The organism is Desulforegulaceae bacterium (assembly GCA_034006035.1).
Classification (GTDB): Bacteria; Desulfobacterota; Desulfobacteria; order Desulfobacterales; family JACKCP01; genus JACKCP01.
Genome location: JAVETN010000006.1, coordinates 137,392 through 159,216 on the forward strand (window position 1 = coordinate 137,392; position 21,825 = coordinate 159,216).

Annotated in this window: 20 protein-coding genes and 1 CRISPR repeat array; of the genes, 12 read left to right on the forward strand and 8 right to left on the reverse strand. The window is 33.1% G+C overall.

The annotated features are described in order from the left end of the window. Nucleotides 1-10 precede the first annotated feature (10 nt). The 9 genes from RBR53_06620 (at nt 11) to mqnB (ending at nt 7,358) form a co-directional block, all read left to right on the forward strand. Nucleotides 11-940, forward strand: a complete 930-nt coding sequence (locus RBR53_06620) for a bifunctional riboflavin kinase/FAD synthetase (GenBank protein MDY0132327.1) — start codon at nt 11-13, stop codon at nt 938-940. Between the two features lie 139 nt (nt 941-1,079). Continuing rightward, a complete protein-coding gene (gene def / locus RBR53_06625) occupies nt 1,080-1,583 on the forward strand; it encodes a peptide deformylase (GenBank protein ID MDY0132328.1) in 504 nt (167 codons plus the stop codon). Then, entirely contained in the window at nt 1,583-2,521 is a 939-nt protein-coding gene (gene fmt, locus RBR53_06630; GenBank protein MDY0132329.1) for a methionyl-tRNA formyltransferase, read from the forward strand. The genes def and fmt overlap by 1 nt, the downstream gene beginning before the upstream one ends. Beyond that, complete coding sequence (rsmB, locus tag RBR53_06635) at nt 2,518-3,876, forward strand: 16S rRNA (cytosine(967)-C(5))-methyltransferase RsmB (GenBank protein ID MDY0132330.1); 1,359 nt, start codon at nt 2,518-2,520, stop codon at nt 3,874-3,876. The genes fmt and rsmB overlap by 4 nt, the downstream gene beginning before the upstream one ends. Continuing rightward, on the forward strand, nt 3,873-4,892 hold the full coding sequence (locus tag RBR53_06640) for a PASTA domain-containing protein (GenBank protein MDY0132331.1): 1,020 nt from the start codon (nt 3,873-3,875) through the stop codon (nt 4,890-4,892). Before rsmB ends, RBR53_06640 begins: the two co-directional genes overlap by 4 nt. Nucleotides 4,893-4,909: 17 nt before the next feature. Beyond that, nucleotides 4,910-5,572 (forward strand): ribulose-phosphate 3-epimerase, encoded by a 663-nt coding sequence (gene rpe, locus RBR53_06645; GenBank protein ID MDY0132332.1) that lies wholly within the window; start codon nt 4,910-4,912, stop codon nt 5,570-5,572. Beyond that, nucleotides 5,569-6,000: a type II 3-dehydroquinate dehydratase gene (gene aroQ / locus RBR53_06650; GenBank protein ID MDY0132333.1), complete on the forward strand. Its 432-nt coding sequence runs from the start codon at nt 5,569-5,571 to the stop codon at nt 5,998-6,000. The genes rpe and aroQ overlap by 4 nt, the downstream gene beginning before the upstream one ends. A gap of 2 nt (nt 6,001-6,002) precedes the next feature. After that, nucleotides 6,003-6,635, forward strand: a complete 633-nt coding sequence (locus RBR53_06655) for a TetR/AcrR family transcriptional regulator (GenBank protein MDY0132334.1) — start codon at nt 6,003-6,005, stop codon at nt 6,633-6,635. After that, nucleotides 6,636-7,358: a futalosine hydrolase gene (gene mqnB / locus RBR53_06660; GenBank protein ID MDY0132335.1), complete on the forward strand. Its 723-nt coding sequence runs from the start codon at nt 6,636-6,638 to the stop codon at nt 7,356-7,358. It abuts the gene before it with no gap. Between the two features lie 163 nt (nt 7,359-7,521). On the opposite strand, the gene RBR53_06665 is transcribed toward mqnB, so the two are convergent. Further along, entirely contained in the window at nt 7,522-8,475 is a 954-nt protein-coding gene (locus RBR53_06665; protein ID MDY0132336.1) for a radical SAM protein, read from the reverse strand. Nucleotides 8,476-8,693: 218 nt separating this feature from the next. On the opposite strand from RBR53_06665, the gene RBR53_06670 reads away from it, so the two are divergent. Further along, nucleotides 8,694-9,551 (forward strand): ARMT1-like domain-containing protein, encoded by an 858-nt coding sequence (locus RBR53_06670; protein ID MDY0132337.1) that lies wholly within the window; start codon nt 8,694-8,696, stop codon nt 9,549-9,551. Between the two features lie 138 nt (nt 9,552-9,689). Here the strand turns inward: RBR53_06670 and RBR53_06675 are convergent, their stop codons facing one another. Continuing rightward, a complete protein-coding gene (locus RBR53_06675; GenBank protein MDY0132338.1) occupies nt 9,690-11,495 on the reverse strand; it encodes an acyl-CoA dehydrogenase in 1,806 nt (601 codons plus the stop codon). Nucleotides 11,496-11,948: 453 nt separating this feature from the next. On the opposite strand from RBR53_06675, the gene RBR53_06680 reads away from it, so the two are divergent. Then, on the forward strand, nt 11,949-12,782 hold the full coding sequence (locus RBR53_06680; protein MDY0132339.1) for an MBL fold metallo-hydrolase: 834 nt from the start codon (nt 11,949-11,951) through the stop codon (nt 12,780-12,782). A gap of 54 nt (nt 12,783-12,836) precedes the next feature. Continuing rightward, nucleotides 12,837-13,580 (forward strand): NAD-dependent deacylase, encoded by a 744-nt coding sequence (locus RBR53_06685; protein MDY0132340.1) that lies wholly within the window; start codon nt 12,837-12,839, stop codon nt 13,578-13,580. 20 nt (nt 13,581-13,600) lie between these two features. Here the strand turns inward: RBR53_06685 and RBR53_06690 are convergent, their stop codons facing one another. The 6 genes from RBR53_06690 to RBR53_06715 all read right to left on the reverse strand — a co-directional run bounded on the left by RBR53_06690 (nt 13,601) and on the right by RBR53_06715 (nt 21,244). Next, entirely contained in the window at nt 13,601-15,298 is a 1,698-nt protein-coding gene (locus RBR53_06690) for a DUF6178 family protein (GenBank protein ID MDY0132341.1), read from the reverse strand. Between the two features lie 42 nt (nt 15,299-15,340). Next, nucleotides 15,341-15,925: a nitroreductase family protein gene (locus tag RBR53_06695; GenBank protein MDY0132342.1), complete on the reverse strand. Its 585-nt coding sequence runs from the start codon at nt 15,923-15,925 to the stop codon at nt 15,341-15,343. Beyond that, nucleotides 15,913-16,557, reverse strand: a complete 645-nt coding sequence (locus tag RBR53_06700; GenBank protein MDY0132343.1) for an XTP/dITP diphosphatase — start codon at nt 16,555-16,557, stop codon at nt 15,913-15,915. The genes RBR53_06695 and RBR53_06700 overlap by 13 nt, the downstream gene beginning before the upstream one ends. Before the next feature lie 58 nt (nt 16,558-16,615). Next, nucleotides 16,616-18,172 carry an MFS transporter gene (locus RBR53_06705; protein MDY0132344.1) on the reverse strand — a complete coding sequence of 519 codons (1,557 nt, stop codon included), beginning with the start codon at nt 18,170-18,172 and terminating at the stop codon, nt 16,616-16,618. A 908-nt stretch (nt 18,173-19,080) separates the two neighbouring features. Continuing rightward, nucleotides 19,081-20,994 carry an IS4 family transposase gene (locus RBR53_06710; protein ID MDY0132345.1) on the reverse strand — a complete coding sequence of 638 codons (1,914 nt, stop codon included), beginning with the start codon at nt 20,992-20,994 and terminating at the stop codon, nt 19,081-19,083. Continuing rightward, nucleotides 20,987-21,244, reverse strand: coding sequence for a hypothetical protein (locus RBR53_06715; protein MDY0132346.1), 258 nt, complete (start codon nt 21,242-21,244; stop codon nt 20,987-20,989). Before RBR53_06715 ends, RBR53_06710 begins: the two co-directional genes overlap by 8 nt. A 92-nt stretch (nt 21,245-21,336) precedes the next feature. Next, a CRISPR array of direct repeats spans nt 21,337-21,805; the repeat unit is 35 nt; unit sequence GTCTTAATCCTCTCGAAGCGAGGCTTATTTCTGAC. Nucleotides 21,806-21,825 lie beyond the last annotated feature (20 nt).

The following is a 21,825-nucleotide window of genomic DNA, read 5'->3' on the forward strand; positions in this document are numbered from 1 at the left end:
TTACCTTATCATGACAGAATATTACGGACTCGAACAACTTGAAGGCAATAATTTAAGCACCATAGCAACAATAGGAAATTTTGACGGAGTACATAAAGGTCATCAAGAACTTATAAAACTTGCCGTAGAAAAAGGTAAAGAAAATAATTTAAGGACAATGGCTGTCACTTTTCATCCCCACCCCATGAAATGTATAAAGCCGGGAAATCATCCTCCAACTATTACCCCCCTTGAGCAAAAAATTGAATTGTTAAATCACTTTGGACTTGATGATATTCTTATTATCAAATTTACAAAAGAATTTGCAAATCTTGGAGCGGCCCAATTTATTGAAGATATTCTTGTAAATACGCTTAAAGTAAAAGCTGTGGTTGTTGGTAAAGATTATATGTTTGGGAAAAGCCGCCAAGGAGATATCAACTTTTTAAAAGAATATGGAAAAACTCATAATTTTAAAGTTTTTGTTCCTGAATGGATCAAGTTATCAGACCAAAGAATCAGTTCAACCCTTATAAGAGAATCTGTAACAAGCGGAAAACTTGATCTGGCAAAATCAATGCTTGGCCGTTTTTATCAAATCAGGGGAAAGGTGGTTCACGGAAGAAACAGAGGGAGTAAATTAGGTTTTCCAACCGCCAACCTTGAGCTTATAGATGAACTTTGCCCCAAGACCGGAGTTTATGCTGTAATCCCCGAAATTGACAATGTAAAATATAAAGGAGTGGCAAACATAGGTTACAGTCCTACCTTTGGCGAGCAGAACTTTACAGTGGAAGTTCATTTTCTTGATTTTAAAGAAGACCTTTACGGTAGAAAAATAAAGGTAAGTTTTGTTCAAAGACTCAGGGGAGAAAAAAAATTTTCAGGTATTGAAGAGCTTTCAGATCAGATTTCCAAAGATATTGGCCAGGCAAGAAAAATTCTTGGTTCTATTGTATGATCTTCAATCCAAGGTAAACTAGCCGGAACTTCAAATTTCTTTGTTCACCCCAGATTAATTAAAAAGATTCTTCTTTTCATTTACATCTTATTTTTTATATATATTATATTTTGCAGATACTAAAGATGGAGTATAGAATATGTCAGTTTTAGATATTGTTACTTATCCTCATCCAGTTTTAAGGGAAAACTTAAAAGACGTTGAAACAATTGATGATGAGCTTAAAAAACTAGCTGAAGACATGGCAGACACCATGTACGAATCAAACGGAGTGGGGCTTGCAGCAAATCAGGTAAATTCAACAAAAAGAATAATCGTATTTGACCCTGATCCCGATCCTCAACTAAGAAATTATACTGTTCTTATAAACCCCCATATTGTTGAAACTGAAGGAAGCCAGATTTCAAAGGAAGAAGGATGCTTAAGCCTTCCAGAAATCAGAGCTGATGTTAAAAGATATGCAAAAGTAAAAGTAAAAGCCTTAAATCTTGAGGGCGAAGAAATTGAAATAGAAGACAATGAACTTGTTGGAATAATCTTGCAGCACGAAATAGACCATTTAAACGGAAAAGTTTTTATAGACAGACTTTCAGTTTTAAAAAAGAAGTTTTATCACAAAAAACTTGTGAAGCAGGCTCAATAATGGACTGGAAAAACTATAAAATAATTTTTATGGGAACACCTGAGTTTGCAGCTGTTCCTTTAAAAGCTCTTAAAAATCAAGGTTTTAATATCTGCCTTGCTGTTACCCAGCCGGACAGAAAAAAAGGAAGAGGGAAAAAACTTTTACCTCCTCCTGTAAAAACCAAAGCTTTGGAACTTGGAATAGAAGTATTCCAACCGGAAAAAATAAAAGAGCCTGAGTCAATAAAAAAACTTGAGTCATATTCTCCTGATTTTCTTGTTGTAGCAGCCTATGGGCAGATACTTCCAAAAAAAGTGCTTGATATTCCAAAGTTTGCACCAATAAATATCCATGCGTCTATTCTTCCATTTTACAGAGGAGCATCACCAATTCAACATGTGATTTTAAATATGGAAAAAGAAACTGGAATCACAACAATGTTTATGGATGAAGGCCTTGATACAGGGGATATTTTACATATTGAAAAAACAAAAATTAGTAAAAATGATACAACAAAAACTTTACACGACCGCCTGAGCATACTTGGAGCTGATTCAATAATTTACACTTTAAAAAATTTTAATCAAATAAAAAGACAAAAACAGGATGATAAGTTATCAACCTATGCTCCTCTTTTGAAAAAAAAAGACGGCCACATCAATTGGAAAGAATCCGCAGATAAAATTGAGGCAAAAATAAGAGCCTTTGATCCATGGCCTGGAACATTTACATTTTTAGATGATAACAGACTTAAAGTTTTTTCTGTTGAAAAAACATCAAACCAAAGCAGTGCAACTCCAGGTACAATAGTAAATACAGAGGAAACCAGACTAATTGTTTCATCAGGTGATTTTGATTTGATGATTAAGGAAATTCAGCCTGCCGGAAAAAAGAAAATGACTGCGGCTCAATTCCTGAAAGGTTACGACATCAGCCAGGGAGCAGTTCTTAATTGATAATTAAAGAAAATTTAAAAAAAAATCCAAGATATCTTGCAGTCTATCTTCTTACCTTGATTGAAACCAAAAATCTCATGCTTGATACTCTTGTAGCTGATCATGAAAAAACAATCAGCCAGATGGATCCAAAAGATAAAAGTCTTTTTTACAATATTTTATATGGAGTTTTAAGAAAAAGAGGCAATCTTGACAAAATAATTCAAAGAAATTCAGATAAAAACTTTAATAAAATTGACATTCCTGTCCTAAATGCCTTGAGAACAGGAATTTATCAAATGGTATATTTGGAAAAAATTCCTGTAAGTGCGGCAGTAAATACAAGTGTTGAAATTGTAAAATCCGGAGGTTTTAAAAGTGCCAGTGGATTTGTAAACGGAATTTTAAGAAACTTTTCAAGGGATTTTGATTCAAAAAAATTTTTTAAGTATGAAAAAAACTCAGCTGATTTTCCAAAATGGATGACAAAACGCTGGGAAAAAAGATTTGGGAAAAAAAACACTGAAGATTTGTGTAGTTTTTATAATGAAACTCCCCCCATCACATTGAGGGTAAATACAATAAAAACCACAAAAAAAGACTTATACGAACTTCTTTTGCCTGCTGCAGAAAAAGTTTGGAAAGATATTTCAGGCAAAAACTCTATTTCTTTAGTAAAACCCAAATTTACCATAGATAAGCTACCTGGATTTAAAAAAGGTTTTTTTCAGGTTCAGGATTTGGGAGCACAATATGTAACAGCCCTTCTTGATCCAAAACCAAATGAAATTATAATGGATGCCTGTGCAGGATATGGTGGAAAAACAGGATATCTTGCCCAACTTACCAAAGGAAAAGCAAAAATAACTGCTGCCGATTTAAACAAAGCAAAACTTGAACTATTAAAAGAAGAAATGTTAAGGCTTGGGTTTAGCAACTCTGTAAAAACCGCAGTAGTTGATCTTACACAGAGTTCTCAAAAAATTAAGTCAGAATATTTTGATAAAATCCTTGTTGATTCACCCTGCTCAGGACTTGGAGTTTTAAGAAGAAATCCTGACACAAAATGGAATAGAACTTTAAAAGACATTAAAGAATGTGCAAAAACTCAAAAACTCATTTTAAAAAACACAGCCCCTCTTTTAAAGAAAGGAGGACTTCTTCTTTATTGTGTGTGCTCCTTTGAGCCTGAAGAGACAACTGAAGTAATAAATCAATTCCTTGAGCAAAACAAAAACTTTAAAAGAGCTGAACTTGACCACAATGAAATAAAATATATTGATAATAATGGGGATGTTACAATTTTACCTTATATCTCAAAAACTGACGGATTTTTTGCAGCTTTCCTAGTAAAGGATAAAAAACACAGATTATGATTTCAAAAATAATTAAATTTATTTTTCTTTTAGTTATTTTTTCAATAATAACTGGTGTTTTTGCCTTTTTTACCATTCATTATCTTACAAAAAATCAGCCAGAAGTAATTGTTTCAGATTTCAGGGGAAAAGAGATAAGCTATTGCCTAAATCAGCTTGACTCACTTGCACTTATACCTAGAATAAAAAGCTTTGAATTCAGTCAGGTTGTTCCTGCTGATTATATAATTGATCAAGCTCCTCTTCCCGGAGAAACAGTGAAAAAAGGGCGGGATGTTCACCTCACAATCTCAAGAGGCCAAAAAAGCGATTTAATGCCTTTTTTATACGGTAAATTTATTGATGAGGCTAGAATAGAAATTTTTAAAAACGGAATAAAACTATCACATCTTTCCTATGTCCACCACGATAAAGTTAAAAAAGATCATATAATAGCATCTTCACCTTCCCAGGGAGTTTTCATAAAGTCAAACACAGATGTCTCCCTTCTTGTAAGTCTTGGGAGAAAACTCAAAGAATATACCATGCCAGATTTAACAGGAATGACAATTGAAGAAGCTGAAAAAAAGATAGCAAAAAGAAATCTTATTATAGATAAAATTGAATCAGTTTTTTCTCCAGACTTTAGGCAGTCTGTGGTTTTATCCCAAAAACCTTCGCAGGGTCTTAGAGTAAAAGAAAAAACCAAGGTAAGCCTTGTGATAAATCATATGGATACTCCTTCAATAATTTCTCCTATAATAGGAGCAAATGTTTTTTTATATAAGCTGCCTCCAAGTGTTTTAAAATCACATATAAAAACTGAACTTGAAATCTACAATAAAAAATTTATTATCCATGATGAATACTTTAGCCCTGAAGAAGAAATTAGAATAGCAATCCCTTTTGATCAGGATGCTGTTGTCACTATATATAAAGATAAAGAATTTACTGATGAGATCGTTTTTAAAGCTTTTAAAATAAATAAACCAAATAACTTCTTAACAGATTTTGATAAAATCAATAATTTTTTTTAAATTTCAAAGGATTTGTAATGAAAAAAATAATTGCCCCCTCAATTTTATCAGCTGATTTTTCAATTCTTGGCAAGGAAATCTCTGATTCTGAAAAAGCAGGTGCAGACTGGATTCATATTGATGTAATGGATGGACAATTTGTCCCAAATATCACCTATGGTTCAATAATTGTTAAAACATGCAAAAAAATCACCAACCTTCCCCTTGATGTTCATCTTATGATAGAAAAACCTGAAAAACATATTGAAGAGTTTGCTAAAAGCGGCGCAGATTATATTTCTGTTCATTCAGAAACCTGTCCTCATCTTCACAGGGTGGTTCAGCAAATCAAAGAAAACAATGTAAAGGCAGGTGTTGCCTTAAATCCTTCAACAGATCCTGATGTTTTAAAATGGGTTATCGAAGACCTTGATTTTGTTCTTGTAATGAGTGTTAATCCAGGTTTTGGAGGACAGAAATTTATAAAAAACTCTCTTGATAAAATTAAAATAATAAAACAAATGATCAATGATAAAAATCTTGATACTAAAATTCAAGTTGATGGCGGAGTTAATTCAAAAACAATAAAAGATATCTCCAAGGCTGGAGCTGATATTTTTGTTGCTGGTTCTGCAATTTTTAACAAAGATGACTATAAAGAAGAAATTGAAAACCTAAAATTTCTTGCAGGTTCCAAATGAAAAAACTTCTTGTAATAAACGGTCCAAACCTTAATATGCTTGGAAAAAGAGAGCCTGAAATTTACGGTGAGCAAACTCTTGAAGAAATTAATTCAGAGCTTAAAAAAATATCTGCTGAGCTTGGAATTGAAATCTCTTTTTTTCAGTCTAACCATGAAGGAGAAATTGTTTCAAAACTAAATCAAGAATTTGGCAAAATTGATGGCTTAATTATAAATGCAGCAGCCTACACCCACACAAGTATTGCTATAAGAGATGCTGTTTTAATGCATAAAATTCCTGTTTGCGAGGTTCATCTTTCCAATATTTATAAAAGGGAGAAAATAAGACATAAGTCATACCTTTCAGACATTTCAACAGGAGTTATCTGCGGATTTGGAAGTTTTGGATATCAGCTTGCTCTTAAGGCTTTATCCAGACTTATATAATCATGGCAAAACAAACATTTTTAAATCTCCCTTCTGATAAAAAAGAAAAAATAATAAAAGTTTCAACAGAAGAATTTGCTTCAAAAGGTTACAAAGGGGCTAGTATAAACTCCATTGTACAAAAAATTGAAATTGCCAAGGGCTCAATTTTTTCCTATTTTGGAGACAAAGAAGGTCTTTTTTTATATATTTATAAGTTTGCAATTGAAAAAGTAAAAGATTACTTAAGGGATGTCAGAGAAAAAACTAAAAATGAGAATATTTTTGAAAGATTGAAAAAAATATTTGAATCAGGAGTTGAATTTACTGACAACCATCCAAATATCTACAGAATATATATAAGAATGCTTTTAAATTCAGACATTCCTTTAAGAAAGGATATTCAAAAAAAAATAAGAAAAGAAGCCCATGAATTTTTATGTGAGCTTCTTTATGATGCAAAAATAAAAGGTGAAATTAAAAAAAACACAGATATAAAACTTGCAGCTTTTGTAATTGAAGCTGTAATGGACAGATTTTTACAAACAAGAATTCTTCCATTTTTGGATCCAGGAGCAGATATTTTCGGAGCAAATAAAAAAAAGTGTGAAGAGCTAATTAATGAAATAATTATCATTTTAAAAACCGGACTTTAAATGTTTAAGAAAATACTTATTATTTCAGCTGTTTACGATGAAGTAAAACCTATTGTAAAACATCTGGGAAAAAGCAAATCAATAAAGAAACATTCAATGATTGTTGAAAAAGGAAAAATAAACAATAGAAATACAGATATCTTAGTATCAGGGCCCGGCATTTTAAATGCTGTTCATTCACTTACTCTTTATCTTGAAAACAATCCAAAGCCTGATTTAATAATCCAAACAGGATGTGCTGGAGCTTTTTTACAAAAAAACATTTCCATTGGTGATCTTGGAATTGCATCAAAAGAAATTTATCACCATCTTGGAGTGGAAAACCCAAAAAATCCAATTATCCCCTCCCCCCTTCCATTTTCTCTTACCAATGAAAATTTTCTTACTAATGTCTTTGAAACAGATAAAAACACAAGCCTTCAAGTTTTGGATATAATCAAAACAAAAACACAATATAAAGTGGGTTTCTATCCTTTTTTAACGGTTTCAGAAATCACTTCAACAAGAAAAAAAGCAGAGTTTTTATTTAAAAACTATGATGCTGGAATGGAAAACATGGAAGGTGCAGGCTCTGCCTATGTGTCTTTTTTATATAAAATTCCTTTTATTGAAATTAGGGCTGCCAGCAATGAAACCGGTGATAGAAACAAATTAAATTGGGATTTTGACAAAGCTTTTAAAAACTCTTGTGACTGCGTTTTAAATGTTTTGAAATACGCTTAATTGCACAACAAAAACAAAAACTTTTCTAGTTTAATTTAAAAAAAGCTGTATGAAAAAAAGAAAACTTAAACTTTTAAAAACCAAGTTTATTCTTAGGCAGAAACCTGTGTCTTTTAAAACCTTAAATCTTTTTATTCCAAAGCATATGCAAAATTTTCAGATTTCAGTTAACACTAATCTCATTAGTTTTTTTTATTTTATAAAAAACTCCCCTTTCAAGTTCTTCCACTTCAACCTGTCCCTGACTGACAAGAACATCAAGGTATTTTCCTATATCATTTCTATGGAGTCCTAAAATTTCAGTTAAATCATCTATAGTGCAAGGTCTTCTAAAAATCATTCCATATATTGCTTCTTCCCTGTCTTTTCGATATGAAGTAATATTTTTTCTTTGAATACTTTTAGAAATAATTTGAGTATTTTCAAAACCCAGCTCTTTTTTAAATTTTAAAAGTTCAGCTTCAGAAGCAGGCCGAAGATCTTTAATAGCTCCGGGCCTGTCAAGGGTATTTAAAAGTACAAGATCCGGGTTTATTTGTTTGACTGCACTTTTAAGTTTTAAAATATCTTCTTTGGAATCATTAAAATCAGGGAGAATAAAAATCTCAAGCTCAAGCCTGTTTTTAAACTCTTTTTTAAAATCGGAAAGCCCTTTTATATAATTTTCAACTTTTATTTCTTTAACGGGTCTGTTTATTTTTAAAAAAGAATTTTTATCAGCACTGTCAAGGGAAGGCATTACAAGATCCGCATTTAAAAGATCTTTTCTCAGCTCCTTGTTTTCAAAAAGAGTTCCGTTTGTTAAAACGCAAACTTTTACATTAAAATTTGCCTTGATAAAATCAAGAATTTCTCCAATTTTTATATTAAGACAAGGCTCTCCTGAACCGGAAAAGGTGACAAAATCAGGTTTTGAATTTTTTTTAAAATAATCTTCAAGCTCTTTTTTTACTTCATTTACAGGAACATATTCTTTTCTTTCGGCTGTAAGAATAGTTGTTTTCCCGCATTCACAATATACACAGTCAAGTGAACAGGTTTTATGGGTAACAAGATCCACTCCAAGTGAAACTCCAAGCCTTCGTGAAGGTACCGGCCCAAAAACATATTTATACATAATTTTATTCCCCTTGATTTTATAATAACAATTAAGCTCTAAAACTAAAGTTTTACCTACCACCACCTTATTTATCTGTAAAGAAATGATAAATTTTATACCTTTACACTTTGTCATCTCTTTATTAGTAATTGAAATAAATGGTTTTTTTATAAAACATTAACTTGACAATTAATTGGCTGTCATCACCAAGGCAAGATAAAAAATTTGGAGCAAAAATGAAAACTTACCTAGACTGCATTCCCTGTCTCATAAAACAAGCTCTTCGTGCAGGAAGACAAACAGGAGCAGACGAAAAAACATTAAAAAAACTTCTGGATGAAACCGGAGAATTTATTAAACATATTCCCCTCGAAAACACCCCTGTTGAAACTGCAGCAGATATTTACAGAATAGTAAGGGAAGTTACAGGAATTAAAGATCCATATAGAAAAATTAAAAATGAAAACATTTTACAGGCTAAAGAACTTTTACCTGAACTTGAGAAAACAATAAGCCAGGCAAAAGATCCTCTTCTTTGTGCAATAAGAATTTCCATAGCAGGCAATGTAATCGACCTTGGGGTAGATAAGAAATTTAATATTAAAAAAGACCTTGAAAAAATTCTTTATCAGGACTTTGGAGTTTTTGATTATGAATCTTTCAAAATAAAATTAAACAACTCAAAGTCTATTCTTTTTATTGGAGATAATTGCGGAGAAACTGTCTTTGACACTCTTTTGATAAAACAGCTTAAAAAAAAGGTGTATTATGCAGTTAGAGGAACTCCAGTTATTAATGATGTAACTTATGATGATGCAATAAGCTCAGGCCTTGATAAGGTCTCAGAAATTGTATCTTCAGGAGTGGATTCACCAGGAGCAGTTTTATCTAAATCAAATAATGAATTCAAAAGTTTATTTAATAATTCAGACCTTGTAATAAGCAAAGGACAAGGAAATTATGAAGGCCTTTCCCTTGAAAAAAGAGATGTTTTTTTTCTTTTAAAGGCTAAATGCAATGTAATAGCCAAAGACATAGGGGTAAAAGAAGACGAGATTATTTTGAAAGGAATAAACACTGAGGCACAGGTCTAAATTAAAACAAATTTTTTTTAAATATTTCCAGATTAAAATCTAAAACTTAAAATCGATAATAAAACTCTAAATTTCAACCACTTGACAAGTATTTTAGGTCGCCTAAGAAGGCGACCTTGTTAATCAACTAAAAAAAACTTATCTACTTCCAAACATTTCGTTTTCCATAGCAATAATTGAACCATCAGTATCAGCAATTGCATCAAGTTTTCCTGAAGCTACAGGAAGAAGTGTTTTTATAAAATATCTTGCAGTGTTTATCTGCCCTTGGTAAAAATTATCATCTTTTTTCTTCTTACCAATTTTTGGAGCTGCAATAGAAGCTCTCCACAAAAGCATCCATGCCATTGTAAGATCTCCAGTTGTTTCAAGGAAGGGCAATGAAAAAGAGAAAGCCTCTAAAACATCATCAGAGCCTGCTTTTTCACCAAGAATCTTTGCTGTTTTTGCATATTTTTCAAAATATGCTGAAAGATCAGTAGCAAGTTCTTTTACTTCATCAACTTTCATTGCTTCATTGATTGTTTTCTGAACTTCATTTAGATAATCCATAAAAGGCTTACCTTTTTTCATTCCAAGCTTTCTTCCAAGAAGGTCAATAGACTGAATTCCGTTTGTTCCTTCATAAATTTGAAAAATTCTTGCATCTCTTAGAAGCTGTGCCTGGGGAAATTCTTCAATATATCCGTATCCACCGTAAACCTGAACACCGTAGCTGCATACTTCCCATGCTTTATCTGTGATATAACCTTTTATAATCGGTGTGAGAACTTCAAGGATTCCACTTAAAGTTTCTATTTCTTCAGGATCATCTGAAACCATTTTTTTGTCTTCTATAAGACCATTGTAATATATAAGACTTCTCATTCCTTCCACATGGGCTTTCATGAAAAGAAGCTGTCTTTTAACATCTGGATGCTCAATTATACATGCTGGTCCAGCTTCTTTAGGTGCAGTCATATGTTTGGTCTGAACTCTTTCTCTGGCATAATTCATGGCGTTGATATATGAAGCTGTTGCATTGGCAAATCCCTGAAGTCCAACCATCTGACGAGCTTCATTCATCATCTGGAACATATGTGACATACCTTTGTTTTCTGTACCTATAAGGGTACCTATACATTCCCCTTTTCCGCCAAGATCAAGTGAGCATGTAGCGTTTCCGTGAAGACCCATCTTCTCCTCAATCCCTGTACACACAACATTGTTGAACTCTCCAAGGCTACCATCATCATTGATTCTGAATTTTGGAACAAGGAAAAGAGAAATTCCTCTACTGCCTTCTGGTGCACCTTCAATTCTCGCAAGAGTAGGATGAATAATATTTTCAACCATATCCTGCTCACCACCTGATATAAAAATTTTTTGACCTGTAATTGAGTAGGTACCATCAGAATTTTTTACAGCTGATGTTGTAAGAGCACCTACGTCTGAACCTGCTTCAGGCTCAGTTAAAAGCATAGTACCTGCCCATTTACCTGAATAAATGTTTTTAAGGCATTTTTCTCTTTGCTCATCAGTTCCAAAATTTTCAACAAGCTTTGCAGCACCATGTGAGAGCATATTGAAAAGCATAAAAGAGTTACATGCACCATAGAAAAATTCATTTGCAGCTTGAGCTACAGTTTTAGGCATTCCCTGACCGCCCCATTTTGGGTCATCGTACATTGCAAGCCAGCCGCCTTCACAATAATTTTTGTAAACCTTATGATATTCCTTTGGAACGATTACTTCCCCAGCATCGAAAACACATCCTACTTCATCGCTTATTTTTTGAAGAGGAAGAATCTCTTTTATAGCAAGATTTACAGCCTCTTTCATTATCATGTCTATGGTTCTTTTGTTGTAATCCGAAAATTTGTCAAACTTTGAAAAATCCCCAATTGAAAACTGTTCGTGTAAAACAAAATCCACATCTCTTTTGTCTGCGATCATCTGAGCCATGCTAAACTCCTTTATTATTTGTTTATTTTTTATTAACGGATTTACTGAATCTGCTCCTGTACCTTGTATGCATAAGTTTACTATCTCATGAATGTAAACATAATTCAACAAAATAACACAGTGTACTACCAAGATAATCATATTTAAATTCTTAATCCCAATTAACCCTTTGAAAAACTGAGATATTTTACTCAACTATCCTTTAACTATAGTAAAACTCTACACCCAAATTAACTAAAACTCTTATATAAAAGTTTAATTTTTCCGATTTATCCATTAAATAAACAATAATTATTTAAAGATCCTTAAATTGAAAAATTAAATTTAAACTCTATGCCATTCACCTAGAAATTATATGTGAAAAGTTGACAATCGTAATTGTTTAAGGCAAAAGTAATTGAATATTATTTTCCTTTTCATTGTTGATTAGAAAAAATCTCAGGAAGGTCATAAATGTTTATAAAATGCTGGGGTGCTAGGGGGTCTATACCTGTTTCAGGAAAAGATTTTTTAAAATACGGCGGTGATACAACATGTATGGAAATAAGAAGCCGTAACAATGAAATCATAATAATTGATGCTGGCACAGGAATAAGGCAGCTGGGAAACAAGCTTATATCTGAAAAAAATTCTTCATTTAATATTCTTTTTACCCACGCTCACTGGGATCACTTAATGGGATTTCCTTTTTTTAAACCTCTTTTTCTTTCTAAAACAAAACTAAATATTATCAGATGCCCCCACCCAGGTAAATATGCTGAAGAAATGATGACAAGGGTAATGTCACCTCCAAACTTTCCAATCAAGTATACAGACATTAAGGCAACTATTACATATGAAGACGGTTGCCCCGGCGGGTTTAAAATAGACACAATAAAAATTGAACCCATAAACTTAAGTCACCCCAATTCCGGGTGTGGATATAAATTTAGGGAAAACAATAAAACCTTTGTTTTTCTAACAGACAATGAACTTGGCCATCTTCATGAAAATGGAAAAACACTGGAAGAGTATGCTGATTTTTCAAAAAACTGTGACCTTTTAATTCACGATTGCGAATATACAGACAAAGACTATCTTAAAAGAAAAGAATGGGGACATTCAAGTGTAAGTCAGGTTGCAGAGCTTGCAAAGCTTGCCAAAGTAAAAAAGCTTGGGCTTTTTCATCACAACCAGGACAAAACAGACAATGATATTGATAATCTGGTTGAATCAGTTAAAAGTATCCTAAAAGGAACAGGGATAGAAGTAGTTGGGATCTTTGCAGGGATGGAAATAGAACTTTAAGAACCAAATTTTTAAAAAAACCTAATTATGAAAAAACAATAATGGGAGTTATAAATGAAAAACCTTATAAAACAAGCCGCCTCTAAAATAAAAAAATCAAAACTTACAATAGCACTTACAGGAGCAGGAATTTCTATTGAAAGCGGGATTCCTCCTTTTAGAGGAAAAGGTTCGTTATGGGAAAAATATGACCCCATGAAATATGCTGAAATAAATTATTTTCTTAAAAACCCAAAAGATGTGTGGGAAGTTTTTTTAAAAGATATGAAAAACACACTTATAAAGGCAAAGCCAAGCTCTGCCCACTCAGGCTTTTATAAACTCGAAAAAAAAGGATATTTAAATTCAATAATAACCCAAAACATTGACGGCCTCCATCAAAAAGCAGGAAACACCGATGTAATTGAATTCCATGGAAGCTTTGCCAAGTTTTATTGTATGGAGTGTTTTGAAAAAATAAATCTTGAAAGCCTTGACCTATCATCTCTTCCCCCAAAGTGTAAAAGCTGTGGTGGAATTTTAAGACCTGATTGTGTATTTTTTGGGGAAAGTATTCCTCTTGACGCCCTTGAAAGGGCAAATATTCTTGCTTCTCAATGTGAAGTTGTTATTGTTGCAGGAACCTCAGCTGTTGTTCAGCCTGCATCCTCAATTCCTGTGATTGCAAAAACATCAGGAGCTTTTGTAATTGAAATAAATCCCCAATCAACTCCCCTTACAAACACTGTGGCAAATATCACTCTTTTTGGTGATTCCGGAAAAGTAATTGAGGATATTTTAACTGACATAGAAAAATAATTTAAAAAAGCAGGCGGCTATCAACAAAGGATAAAAAGAGAAATATATTTAGGATCAATGTTTTCCAGATCCACATTTCCAAGCTCTTCTTCAACAAGCTCAAACAATTCATCAAACAAAGGACCAAGTCTTTTAAGAAGAGATTCATAATTAATTTCAGCAACTCTTACAAGCCAATTTAAAAAGTCCTGCTTTTTTTCTTTCCCCGGAGTTCTTATTCCACTATCTTCAACCCAAAGCCACTGATAAAATTCTTTAAAATTTTTTACTTTAATTGGTTCAAAAACATTTTCTTTAAGGTGGAGCCAGTCCCTTGCCCATAAAGTAAGAATAAAATTCTGCCAGTTTATAAAAAGAGTGTCTGCTTTTATTTCCTTAATTTCAAGGAGTCCTAAAAGATCATCAACAGCAATAAGCTTTTCTATTTCTTTCTCTGAATTTTTCACCTCATCTATAGATGAAAACTCTTTATATATATTGGATGAGCTTTGATAATTATCAAAATAAACAGATGGCCAAGCAGCAATCCCCCCTACTATCCCAAACCATTTTTCGCCAATAAAACTCAAGTCAAATGAATTGTTAAGAACAAAGGAATTTCTTTGCCAGCCTAAAACTTTTTCCCTTAAATTTCTTATAAGAGTGTTTCCTGCCTTGAAAATATCTTCGGTATAATATGATTCAAAGGCAAGTTCCAAAAATTGTTTTTCACTTGTTTTTTCATCAAGTTCACCAAGACTTTGAGCACCAATCCTTAAAATTCCAGATACTCTTTTTACAAGATCTGAAAGCTCTTTTCTTGTTCTTATTTTTTTATGTTCACCTGAAATCACCCTATTGCATAAGGAAACAAATTCAAGAGAAAAATCATCTGAATCAAGAAAATAATTATTTACAGAAAAAATATCCATAACCGCATTGGAATTGATGTTTCCCTGGTCATCAAAAAAAACAGCGGGATTTAAGTTTTTATTTTCAGATCTTTTCTTTATATTTTTTAAATCTATAGGGGCAAAAATTTCAATAGCCTCATAAAAAGGCAGGATACCTTTTTCCTCAAGCCTTGCATTTCTAAACTTGAAAAGATGCTCTAAATGTTCAGCATTTATAACTCCTGCTGAAATAAATATAATTGATTGAAAGTCCCTATAAGATCTGTCTGCTATTCTTCCAAGAATATCAGTTACCAGGCTTTTAATATTTATTGGAAGGTTTTTGTCCTCTTTTGAATCTAAAACCTTGAAATAAATCACATCATCAAATGTCATAAAATCAGCTGGAATTATGGAAGGATCTTCGTCGTGTTCACGGATAACCACATCAATCCTGTTTCTTAAAAAATAAGTTAGAAAATCTTCCTGATCATCTAAAAGCCAGTCAGCCAGTCTTTGAGGATCTGTCATATGGAGGACTCCCAGCCAGAAAGAAGCCTTGGTAATATCTACTTCATCCTTTTCCCAGATTTCAAGATCTACAATATATTCCCATTGTTTTTTATTTGCTATTGATAAAACCGGGAGAAAATCTTCATACCCAATTTCATTTAAAAGCATATATAAAGATTGTTCAGGGAAAGAATGAACCAAAGGATAACTTTCATTATAATCAAGAATAGCTTCCAATGCTTTTTCAGGCTCCATTTTTAAAATGGATTCTCTTTTTTTTTGTAGAGCTTTAATTTTTTGTCCAACAATATCCAAAGCATTTTTTTTTGTCATAATTTCCCCATTTAAATCTGATATTAAAAATAAAAACTGATTTTAGATTAAAAGAGAATCAAGTTTTATCTTAGGCACATAATGAATATTTTTTTCATCTCTATAATATTTTATTTCTTTTGAATCTTCAGCATCTTCAATTATACATTTTTCCATGGGCTTTCCAAGGGCTATAACTAAAACAGGCTCCACTCCTTGTGAAATCTCAAGATCTTTTACAAGTCTTTTTAAATTAAAAGATGCAATCATGCATCCCCCATATCCTTTGGAAACAGCATCAAGCAAAATTGTCTGGGCAGATATTCCGGTATCAAACATAAAGTGATTTCCTTTTAAAGAAATCTCTTTACAAATAACTATGTATCCTCCTGGCCTTTCGCCTTTTACGGGCCCATCAAAATCTTTAAGATAAGCTGCCCAGGAAAGACTTGAGAACAATTTTTCCTTTTCTTTTTTCTCAAAAACAAGCCTATATCTCAAAGGCTGAAGATTTCCGGCTGAAGCTGTGTGTCTGGATGTAAAAACAAGGCCTTTTAAAAATTCCTCATCTAAATCAAAACTTTCATCAAACCTTCTAAAAGATCTATTTTTTATAACAAGATCAAAAAAAATTTCTATCTTTGGCATTCAAAGTTCTCCTGTCTTGGAAGATTTTGTTCAATCCAGACAAGTACTTTATCAATTTCTTTTTTAATTTCTTCAAGAGCTTTTCCCCTATGACTTACCTTTGCTTTTTCTTCAACTGAAAGCTCTGCAAAAGTTTTTCCAAGCTCAGGAAATAAAAATACAGGATCATACCCAAACCCGCCTTCGCCTTTTGGCTCTTCTAAAATAACACCTTCACATTTCCCCTCATAGGTTAAAGCAGGACCTATGGGTACTGCAATTGAAATAACGCACTCAAAATAAGCTTCTCTTTTATCAATTCCACTCATATCCTTAAGAAGTTTTTTAATGTTATCTTCATCAGAGGCATCTTCACCTGAATATCTTGAAGAATGAACTCCAGGCTTTCCTCCTAAACTTGGAACAACAAGACCTGAATCATCAGCTATAGCCGGGAAGCCAAGATATCTTGCAGTAAGACTTGCCTTTTTATAAGCATTGTCATCAAAAGATTCACCATCTTCAATTATTTCAGGAATAGGCCCAAAGTCTTCAAGACTCATAATTTTCACAGGATAGCCCTCAAGAAATTTTGCCATTTCTTTTTTTTTGCCCTGGTTTTTAGTCGCAAGTACAATTATTTGTTTTTTCATGGTTAATACTCCGAAATTTTAAATTATTTATAATTAATCAATTTTTTAATGATAAATATCATTCTTTAATTTTCAAATTTTTCTCAGCTTTTAATACAAGAAAAAGTACAGGGATTCCAATAATTGCAGTAATCAAAAAAAACATCTGATACCCCACAGAATCAACAATTGAACCAGAATATCCTCCAAAAAGTTTTGGAACAAGAGTCATCAAAGAACTGAAAACAGCATATTGAACAGCTGTAAACTTAATATTTGTAAGGGAGGATAAAAATGCAACAAAAGCAGCACCAGCAAGTCCAGCAGCAAGATTATCAGCAGAAATAACCACATAAAGCATTAAGGTATTATGTCCTAAGTGGGCAAGAACCATGAATAAAAGATTTGTTACCGACGAAAAAAAAGCTCCCCAGAATAAAATTTTTATCACTCCTTTTTTCTGAGAAAAAATTCCTCCTATAAATCCTCCTGCAATTGTCATAAAAAGACCAAAAGTTTTTACAATACCGGCTATTTCTGTTTTGGTAAACCCTAAGTCTTGATAAAAAATATTTGATACAACTCCAAGAATAATATCTGAAATTCTATAAAGTCCTATAAGAAGTAAAAGAAAAATGGCTGTATTTTTACTATATCTTGTAAAAAAGTCTTTAATTGGTTCAATATAAGTGTATTTTATCATTTCCTGATTTACAAGTTTTGTTTTCCCTAAAATATAAGCAATAAAAAACCCTGCACAAAGAGAAAGCCCAAGTCTTAAAAAACCAATCAAAAATCCGCTTAAAAATTTAAATAAAACAAATTGATTGAAAATTTGATTTAAAAACACAGAAACAGGTTTTGTAGAATAAAATACTGAAATAAAACCAATTGCTCCTAAAACAAGAGACAGAAATGCTCCCAGATAATCATTGGATTTATATTTATAGTTTTTCTCTTTATAAGACTGAGGCTCTTTTATAAATAAAACAGTAAGCACCCCAACAAGCATAAACATACTCATAAACAAATAAGTATACATCCATGCATTATAATTGTAGCTTCCCATTCTTGAGCCAAGAAGATCAGCCATGAAAAGAGCTCCGGCTCCGGCTGTGAGCATTCCTATTCTATAGCCGGAAATATAAGAGGAAGCCATCATAGCCTGAAGTCTTAAATGGGCACTTTCAATTCTGTATGCATCAATTACAATATCCTGAGTGGCCGATGAAAATCCAAGCAAAACTGCTGCAAAAGCCATTAAGTAAACATTGAATTGTCCCTTCGAAGGATCAGTGAATGCCATCAATACTATGGAAGAAACAATCATAAGCTGGGATAAAAAAATCCACCCACGTCTTCTGCCAAGTTTTTTTGAAAGAAAAAATATAGGAATAACATCCACAGCAGGAGCCCAAACAAACTTGAAAGAGTAACCAAGTGCTGCCCAGCTGAAAAAAGTAACAGCAGATCTTTCAACACCTGCTTCCCTAAGCCATAAAGAAAGAGAAGAAAAAATCAGTAAAATTGGAAGCCCAGCCGAAAAACCAAAAAAAAACATGGTTATCACTCTTCTATGAAAAAAAGAAAGAAAAGCCTCTTTCCAGGTTCCTTCTTTTTTTATCTCTGCTTCCATAACTTTCCTTAATTTATATCTTTTATTCTGAATGTTTTACTTATTAACTTAAGCGAAACTTAATATTACACATTAGATATTCAATCACAAAGAAAAGATCTCAAAATTTAAGCATTTTTTACCAAAAAGATAATGAATAAAACAATAAAAAGACAAAAAAGCCTGCTGGTCAACCAGGTTACCTCATGGATATCTACAAATAAACCTTGTTATTTCAAATAGTTGAATTTTTAGCAGGAGCTTGGGAGCGAGTCTGAAACGAGTCTGGCTTTCTTTCTGCTGGAACTTGGAAACTAACCCAAAAAAATTACCTATCACACAGCTTTACAAATTTTAAATTTAACTCTAATCTCTTAGATTAATCTTAATTATTTTTACAATTAAGGCTTAAAACTTGAAGAACTCTATACTTAATAACCCATTTTTAATTTCAAGGGTGGACAATTCTTTTCAAACCCATCCAGATCTTAAAACTATTCATGAAAATGAATTCAAAATCCTTTATTCTGCAATAGGTGAAATAAAAAAGATAAAAACTCACAAAGCAGAGCAATTACAACTACTGGAGCTCCGGGCTGTGAAAAAACACATCTTGCAATGAGGCTTGCAAATGAAATTTTATTGTCAAACCGGCTTTTGTTTATAAGACAGCCAAACGATAAAGATTCTGTTTTTCTTCATATTTATACAAGAATTTTAGAATAAATGGTGGGAATCCAATAATTACATTCCCAAGCCAGAGCTCTGCCCTTTACCCACATTTTTTTTCTCAGGGATATTCTTTCAAGGAATATCCCTCGCATATAATCTGTAAAAGATTATAACCTTTCCAAATTAGTTGATGTCCAACTGGAGGATCATTTTTCCTGTTCAGATATCCTCCAAGTTTTCCCACCATAACTACCATTTCACCAAGGCTGACAGGTTTTTTTAAGTTTTTTTTGAGCATAACCTTGAAGTACTTTTATTTCAATATCGGAAAATAATATTTCAGGCGGAAGCTCCGGAGCTTGTCTCCCCAAAAGAGTCATGAGCATAATTCGCCAGGCAACTACAATATTTATTGCAATAGCTCTTTTTAATCTTGCTGCTTTTTTCATTGAAAGCTCTTCGATTTTACACCCTGATTTTAAAACTCTATGCCAATCTTCAATACGCCATCTCAAACAATACCATTTTATGCATTCCAAGGCTGTTTCTGTAGATTCTATATTAATTGTTGTCAATAAAAACCATTCTACAGGGTCAATATTTTCAGGTGGATTTTCTTCCCTTAAATGTATTGCCCAAAGTTCTATAGATGTTTTACTTTTGCTGTAAGACGGTGGTTTTAAGCTTATTTTTTCAAAACTTACTAATGCTTTTGCTGTTCGTCTTTCTTTTTTGGGTTTTGCCTTTTGAGTTCCTCTTCTTAATCTCTGACTTTGACGAGGTATCTCTATTTCAATAGAAGTTGATGCTGGGGTATTTCTTAATTTATCAAAAAGTTTATTATTTCCATTTATTTTTCTGTCAAAGGCAGCTCTTACAAGCAAATCAATTTTAATGCATTCATTTCTATGAGTATCAAAAAGTTCATAAAAGTCTCCTTCTCTATCCATTACATTAACCAAAGCTGTTTCAGGAGTAAGTTTTTTTATTGACATGCAGTCACGGATGCCTTTTATCCAGGAAAATATTTTTTTTGTTTCTATGGAACTGTTTCTTTCTTCATTTTTAGTTCTTTTTATTTTTTGGATTTTTGGCGATGTTATTTCTGAACTTAATATCCCAAGAGGTAGTCCATCAGTTGTCACTGCCATGGTTGAATACATGTGAAAGCCTTTTGTAACTGCTTTTGTTTGATTTTTGCCTATTTCTCCAAGTCCGGTGCAGTTATTGAGATTATCATAATTAATTTTGGTTCCATCCTGAATACACAAAACGGTTTTTTGAGCTTTAATCCTTTGGATTGTTCTTGTTCTGTGAGGTTTTAATATATTTTCAACTGAAACGGCTGAATCATCTGGTTTGTCAATCAACCTGTAAAAACCTTTTACTTTCTTCCAGTCTCCTCCAACACATGCACTGTATGAAGCAGAGGGGTTTTTGTATATTTCTTCAACAGTCTGAATAAGTCTTTCATCCAGGCGTTTATCTCCAATATCTACTCCTGAAAATTCCTCTTTTGCCCAATCTTCAGCACTAAAGGATTCAATAGGCAGGGGCTGTAAATCTTGAGGTGCCTTTGTGCCAAATTTTTCCCTGAAAAAATCATCAAGCTTGTAAATATAAATATCTTTGATTGTCTCTTTGAATTCGCATAATGAATCCTGACGGCCTCGGCCTTTTGTTTTTCCAACAAGCTCCCAGTTTGCAGCTTTGTAGCAAGTTCCTGAATGGCTTGTTGTATCAACAAAGCTTTCAAGAAGTAATGGTCTGTAATTGTATTTTTTATAAAAGTCTTCAGGAAATTGCCTTACTGCCATTCCAAGAATATGGGAGGCCAGATTTTTACATTTTACACACGGCCTGATTAAAAATCTGCTTAAATTAAGAATATAATGAAGTAACGTCTGACGCTTTGGCCAATCCCAGCCAACCCATTTATCTCTGTCTTCAACATGTAAAGCAGCAGAGCTGAAAGCAAGGCCTCCAAGACATCCATGGTCTGAACTAATGAGATACTTTATTTGTCTGCCTACAAGGTGACCTGCTTTTCTGGGATGTTCGCTTATCATTAGCTCATTCCAGATACACCTTTGCTCAATGGTTTCTACAGGAATTAATTTGATATTTTTTATTTTGCCTGCTGTATCAGGCACATTCTCAGGCTCAGGCACTTTTGTCCAGACGAAGATTTACTTTCTCTGTTTTCTTAGTTTTAGTTTTAGGCTTGAAATTGTAAAAAGTTTCCAGACCAGCCTGCTTTTCAATAGTTGACAGAGCTTTTATGCAGCCGGCTGCCGGCATTTTACCCGCAGGGTCAAAAAAATTATACTCCTTACAGAGATAACGTGCTAATTTAGCTCTGTTTTTTTCCATACTCTGCTTTTTCCATACTCTGCTTTTTCCATGCTCTGTTTTTTCCATGCTCTGTTTTTTCCATGCTCTGCTTTTTCCATGCTCTGTTTTAAGAAGCTCTTTTATTTGGGAATCAGCAGAAAGAAATCACAGCCTTATTTGCCTTAATCCTCTCGAAGCGAGGCTTATTTCTGACTTTCCCCAACACTCCTGTCAAGGCAATGTCAATCAGTCTTAATCCTCTCGAAGCGAGGCTTATTTCTGACGGCAATGAATTACAGATTGAAAAAATATGACAGAATTTGTCTTAATCCTCTCGAAGCGAGGCTTATTTCTGACCTAATCGGAGTCCTACGCACAGTAGGATTCGAGTTCAAGTCTTAATCCTCTCGAAGCGAGGCTTATTTCTGACATTGAAATAAAAAAAGTGTCTGCCGACCTGGATAAAAGTCTTAATCCTCTCGAAGCGAGGCTTATTTCTGACGGATTTTTAAATGCAAGAATGTTTATTAATCCTTTGTATGTCTTAATCCTCTCGAAGCGAGGCTTATTTCTGACATTGAAATAAAAAAAGTGTCTGCCGACCTGGATAAAAGTCTTAATCCTCTCGAAGCGAGGCTTATTTCTGACGGATTTTTAAATGCAAGAAT